4 protein-coding genes are annotated in these 5,099 nt (G+C 63.2%); 2 read left to right on the forward strand and 2 right to left on the reverse strand.

Going from position 1 to position 5,099, the window contains the following annotated elements; genetic code table 11:
- Positions 1-317 precede the first annotated feature (317 nt).
- On the reverse strand, positions 318-1,424 hold the full coding sequence (locus ACTJK0_RS21335) for an IS110 family transposase (protein WP_223992154.1): 1,107 nt from the start codon (positions 1,422-1,424) through the stop codon (positions 318-320).
- Positions 1,425-2,138: 714 nt separating this feature from the next.
- Here ACTJK0_RS21335 and ACTJK0_RS21340 point away from each other — a divergent pair.
- A complete protein-coding gene (locus ACTJK0_RS21340) occupies positions 2,139-2,474 on the forward strand; it encodes a hypothetical protein (protein ID WP_223917585.1) in 336 nt (111 codons plus the stop codon).
- Positions 2,475-2,490: 16 nt separating this feature from the next.
- On the opposite strand, the gene ACTJK0_RS21345 is transcribed toward ACTJK0_RS21340, so the two are convergent.
- Positions 2,491-3,708: an IS110 family transposase gene (locus ACTJK0_RS21345; RefSeq protein WP_223917583.1), complete on the reverse strand. Its 1,218-nt coding sequence runs from the start codon at positions 3,706-3,708 to the stop codon at positions 2,491-2,493.
- Between the two features lie 338 nt (positions 3,709-4,046).
- Here ACTJK0_RS21345 and ACTJK0_RS21350 point away from each other — a divergent pair, with 338 nt between their 5' ends.
- Positions 4,047-5,081: an IS110 family transposase gene (locus ACTJK0_RS21350; protein ID WP_440744473.1), complete on the forward strand. Its 1,035-nt coding sequence runs from the start codon at positions 4,047-4,049 to the stop codon at positions 5,079-5,081.
- The last annotated feature ends 18 nt before the right edge of the window (positions 5,082-5,099 follow it).

The following is a 5,099-nucleotide window of genomic DNA, read 5'->3' on the forward strand; positions in this document are numbered from 1 at the left end:
CAGCTGATATGTAGATCTCGTTGTCAAGAGTGCATGGATGAGCGGCTCCTGGGTTTGGTTCCCGGGGGCCGCTCATCGTGTGCCGGCCGGTTGTGATGCTGTGGGGGGCGTGGCGAGTCTTTTTCGACTGGGGCAGTGTCAGGCTGACATTCGCGGGTTGGTTACCGCATGACGATTTGTTCGGCTGGAGCGTATCGGTGTCTAGGATCGAGCGTCGATGGTGGTTTGGACCGTCTGCTCATAGCTGAAGCCCGAGTTGGCTCCGGGTGCTGTCATCGCCCCCCGCAACTGCTCACTGTCGGCGGGCAGGTTCCGGGTCAGGCCGCTTTCATGTGTTGTCCTTCCTGGAGCGGGGCGGCCAGTGACCAGCACCAAGCGGCGAGTTCGCGGGCGATCGCCGTGTTGGCCTTCACTGACATTTTGTGGCGTTCATCGAAGTGTTCCCATTTGCGGTGCAGCCGGTGGTTTCCTTCGAGGGCCCGGATGCGGGTTGCCGGCGCGACCAGGTCAAGTTGGCGCAGCAGCCGTTCTCCGGGCCGGGCGTAGGGGCGGCGGTGCTGCCAAGCCGCTTCGATGAGGAGTTTCCGGGCATAGGTGTTGCCGGCTTTGGTGATCGGGCCCTGGTGCCGGGACTGGCCGGAGGATTCTTCGCTGGGGACCAGACCGAGATAGGAGCCGATGGATGAGCCGGTGAAGCGGGTCCAGTCACCGATTTCCACGGCCAGACCGAACGCGGTCGTGAGCTGGATGCCGCGTAAGCACATCAGCGCGTCAATCACTGTTGCGTAGCGGCACGCCGCCGCTGTGATGGTGATCTGTTTGTCGATGCGAGCCAGATGCGCTGCAAGCAGCTCGGCCTGCTCGACATCGGCGTCGTAGGTGAACTGCAGCGCCGGGTCGTGAAAGCTCTGGCGGTGCAGCCACCGACTGTGTTCTGTAGTCCACCTGCTGTCCTTGGGGTAGCGGATCCCGTGCCGGAGCAGGACGGCGTTCACGTGCTGCCGGGCATGCGCGAGGTCTTTGGCGGTGCCCGAGCGCAGCCGGGACAGGTCCCGCAACGCCTCTTCGTCCGGCTCCGGGATGCGGACTTCGGTGACCGAGCCGACCGCGAGCATCTCAGCCAAAACCCGGGCATCCCGCCTGTCGGTTTTTACCCGGTCCCCGGGAGCGCGCAGCAGCTTCGAGGACGCCGCCACCACACAGTTGATGCCCGCGGCCCGCAGGTGCCGGGCCAGTACAAACCCTGTCGGGCCTGACTCATAAACGACCTTGACGGGCGGCTCGAATCGCCGGACCCACTCCAGGATCAGGGCCGGGTCAGCGGCCATCGTGTGGAGACTGATTTCACCAGTGCCTGGGTTCAGCGCATGGCCGACGACATTGACCGCGTGAACATCCAGACCAATGAAAGTATGCTCAAACATAGCCGGGACCTCCCAAACCTCACATGTGGCACTACCATTGCACCCCCAATGAGCCTCGCAGGCCACGGGAGCCGCCAATGGCAACCCACGGACCCTGTGAAACAGAAGGCCCCGGCCCCCCATGCTCCCGCCAGAACCTGCCCTTCCGGGATAAGGGACATCACTGCCGGGAACAGGTCCTGCAGCGGCCAGATCCCTCTCAGGGCCGCCGATCACATCAAGCCGGCGCTGCAGGACCGCCCGGCGATAATGGACCGACCCCGGACGGGCAGGTTCTGTTCCTCTTCATATCGTCTAGGACTCCCGCCGGTGGCCGGTCCTTCCCGGGCCGGTCACCGCGGGCGGCCCGCCGTCGTGGCCGGCTTGCGCTACGGGTCGGCGGCGGCGGACCGCCATTCGCACACTAGGTGCCGACGATCGGAGTCCCGCGGCCGCTTGAAGCCAGGGATGCCGAAAGCAGGCTCCGGGGTGCTGATCGAGGGTTCGCGGAGCTCACCCAGGATCGGGCGTCCGCTGGCGCGGCCGGCTGTTGGGTCCAGGGGTGCCGTCGCAGAGCTCCGAACCCCCTGGCCCTGTCTTGTCTACGACGATGCTCCTATAGGCGTCAAATTAGTTCGAGGGTTCATTGAATACGCCCGAGTCTTGCCCAGTGAAGACAGTTAGGCTGATGCTTTCACAGCCTATTCAGGCTGCTGGATAGCCAAGGGGGAGCGCATGAACCAGCACCAGTCTGGAGTAGTTGGATTTCACGAAGTGGACCAGGACGGTAACCCGTTGACGGCAGCGGCGGAGGGCCCAGTTGAGGATGTTTCCCGGTCCGGCCCCAAGCTGAACCCGTTCATCGGGGTGCTTTGGCTGGTGGTTGGGGTGCTGGTTTTCGGCGGCATCGGATTCCTTTTGAATGCTCCCTTGTCTGTGTCAATGACTGATCGGGTCAGCATGGCCTACGTCCTATTTTCATTTGCCCAGCCAGCTGTATTCGTCGGAATCCTGACCTTCCTCGGCCTGATGTTCTGGCATGCCTCGCAGTGGCAGCGCCGGCGCGGATAGGCCAGGACATGTGGGCCTAGGGTACTTCTTGCTCGGTGAGCCAACGGCGGTAGGTCGCCGCGAGCTCGTCATTACGGATGCGTCCGCGTTCCAGGCGCGAAAGGATGGACACCCATTGGCCGAGTTCGCCGGCCACTGTCGCAATGGTGAGGCCGAGTTCTGTCCGCATGCAGCGGAGGTCTGAGTTGTCCGGTGCCGGCCTGGGGTTGGTGATCTGGCGGTAGATCTCCCGGGCTGCGTAGCGTTTGAGGCAGCGCATGATTTCGCGTTTGCTCTTGCCCTCGGCCGTCCGTTTAGCCACGTATTCCTTGGTCCGTTGACACGAGCCCATACGCACCAGGACCACCTGATGCAAGGCGTTATTGGCGCTTCGATCGCCGCCCCTACTGAGCCGGTGGCGGGTTGTCTTGCCCGATGAGGCTGGTACTGGCGCGACTCCGACGAGCGAAGCGAATTGGGCTTCGTTGCCCAGCCGGTCCGGGTTGTCCCCGAAAGTGATCAAGAGCTGGCTGGCTACTTCGGTCCCGACTCCTGGGAGATCACAGAGCAGCGGAGCGTAGCTGTCGAGGATTTCCTTGAGGGCCGCGTCGGCAGCCTCGATTTCTGCTCCCAGTGCTTGGCAGCGTGTTGCCAATGCCTTGAGGGTCATTAGGGTCACGTACTCGGGGTCTGCCAGGTGCCCGGAAGGTCTCGTGCGCTGCAGGGCAGTAATCAGCGCTGAGGTAGCCATCGCCCTGTATTTCGCCCGGATCTTGTCCGGGGCCGAAACGAGGAGCGCCTTGATCTGGTTGATGGCCGCGGTGCGGGCTTTGATCGCTGATGCGCGTCCGGAACGTATGATCCGTAGGCATTCCACGGGGCCGTCTTTGGCCTTCGGGATCGCCTTCGTCCGCCCCTCAAGCACGGATTTGGCGGCCTGGTAGGCATCCAGCGGGTCGGACTTCCCGTTGAGCCGGCGGGCGGCCCGGTTGGGGCGGTTTACCTCCAACACGGTCAGCCCTTCACCGCGGAGGGTTCGGGCGAGTTCGGCACCGTAGGAGCCGGTTCCTTCGACCCCGACGGCCAGGACTGTGCCGTAGGAGGTGATGAAGTCGATGATTTTCCGGTATCCGGATCCCACGGCCAGGAATTCCTTGTCCGCGAGGGGTTTGCCGTGTTCGTTGATCACGGCGACGTGGTGTGTGTCGGCGTGGGTGTCTATGCCCGCGATGACTTTTGTTGGTTTGCTTGCCAAGATGGAAATTGCCCCTCAGTCGCGTCGAATGCTGATTGCTCGGGCGCGGGCCAGGTGGGCAGACAAAACGGTAATGGGACTGGTCGTATCAGGCTCCTGACTTGTTCCATTAGGGGTGGGACGCCGCAAGATCTGCAGTCTTGTAGCGTCCAGGGTGTCAGCCGGCACAGGTCCGCAAGCTCCTTGCCGCCCCTATCGTTCGGGTTGGCTCACTCATAGCGTGCCGCGCCGCTGACGCCCGCCCGGGGCGTGGCTCGACAGAGGCATGCAAACACTTCAAGTCAGGGTGCCCGCCACGGGTGATCCATCACCGAAATCGGCGAAAGGAAACCCTGGACATGATTGTTATCGGCATCGATCCACATAAATCCTCCGTTACTGCCTCAGCCATCGATTCCTTAGGTTGCCAACTCGCGGTGCGGCGCTTCGTGGTCAATGCCGGCACTGCCAAGCAACTGTTGGGTTGGGCCGAGCAATGGCCTGAACGGAGATTCGCGATTGAGGGCGCCAACGGGCTCGGACGCGGAATTGCCCAGATCCTTGTGGCCCGCGGGGAGTCCGTGGTCGATGTCCCCTCGACGTTGGCCATGAAGGTCAGAGTTCTTTCCACCGGCGGTGGCCGAAAGAGTGACCCGGCCGATGCCTTCGCCGTTGCCGTCACTGCACTTCGGCAGGAGAATCTGCGGACGGTTACGGCCGAAAACCAGAGCACGATTCTGCGATTGTTGGCCGAGCGCCGCGAAGACCTTGGCCACGAGCGCGCCCGGATACTGAACCGCCTGCACCGGCTCCTGCGTGAACTGGTACCCGGCGGCGTCGAGACCGGCCTCAATGCTGACAAGGCGGCCGCCGCGCTGCGTATTGTCCGGCCGGCAACAGCCACCGATGCCGTCCGACGCGAACTCGCCCGGGACCTGCTGGCTGACCTGCGGCGCATCGACACAGCCATCAAAGGCAACGAAGCACAAACCCGTGAAGCCCTGGCAGCATCCGCCACGACCTTGCAGGAGATCCCGGGAGTTGGCGTCGTGCTCGCGGCAAAGCTTCTCGGCCATGTCGGCGACATCACCAGGTTCCCGAGCGCCTCACACTTCGCCAGCTACACAGGAACGGCGCCCCTGCAAGCCTCAAGCGGCAATCAGAACCGCCACAGACTGAACACCGGCGGCAACCGGCAGCTCAACTCAGTGCTGCACACCATGGCAATCTGTCAAAGCCGCGACCCGGGACCAGGGCGGGATTACTACCTGAAGAAAACCGGCGAAGGAAAAACACCCCGCGAAGCCCGCAGAGCACTCAAACGACGCCTCTCCAACGTCCTCTACCGGCGAATTCTGCACGACCACCAGCAGGCCCTAAACACTGCTGCTTGACACACAGAGGCGCTATGA

Source organism: Paenarthrobacter sp. 22069 (assembly GCF_052046035.1).
Classification (GTDB): domain Bacteria; phylum Actinomycetota; class Actinomycetes; order Actinomycetales; family Micrococcaceae; genus Arthrobacter.

Coding starts and splice junctions, on each gene's coding strand:
- ACTJK0_RS21340 (WP_223917585.1), top strand. CDS start 2,139: ATGAACCAGCACCAGTCTGGAGTAGTTGGATTTCACGAAGTGGACCAG.
- ACTJK0_RS21350 (WP_440744473.1), top strand. CDS start 4,047: ATGATTGTTATCGGCATCGATCCACATAAATCCTCCGTTACTGCCTCA.
- ACTJK0_RS21335 (WP_223992154.1), bottom strand. CDS start 1,424: ATGTTTGAGCATACTTTCATTGGTCTGGATGTTCACGCGGTCAATGTC.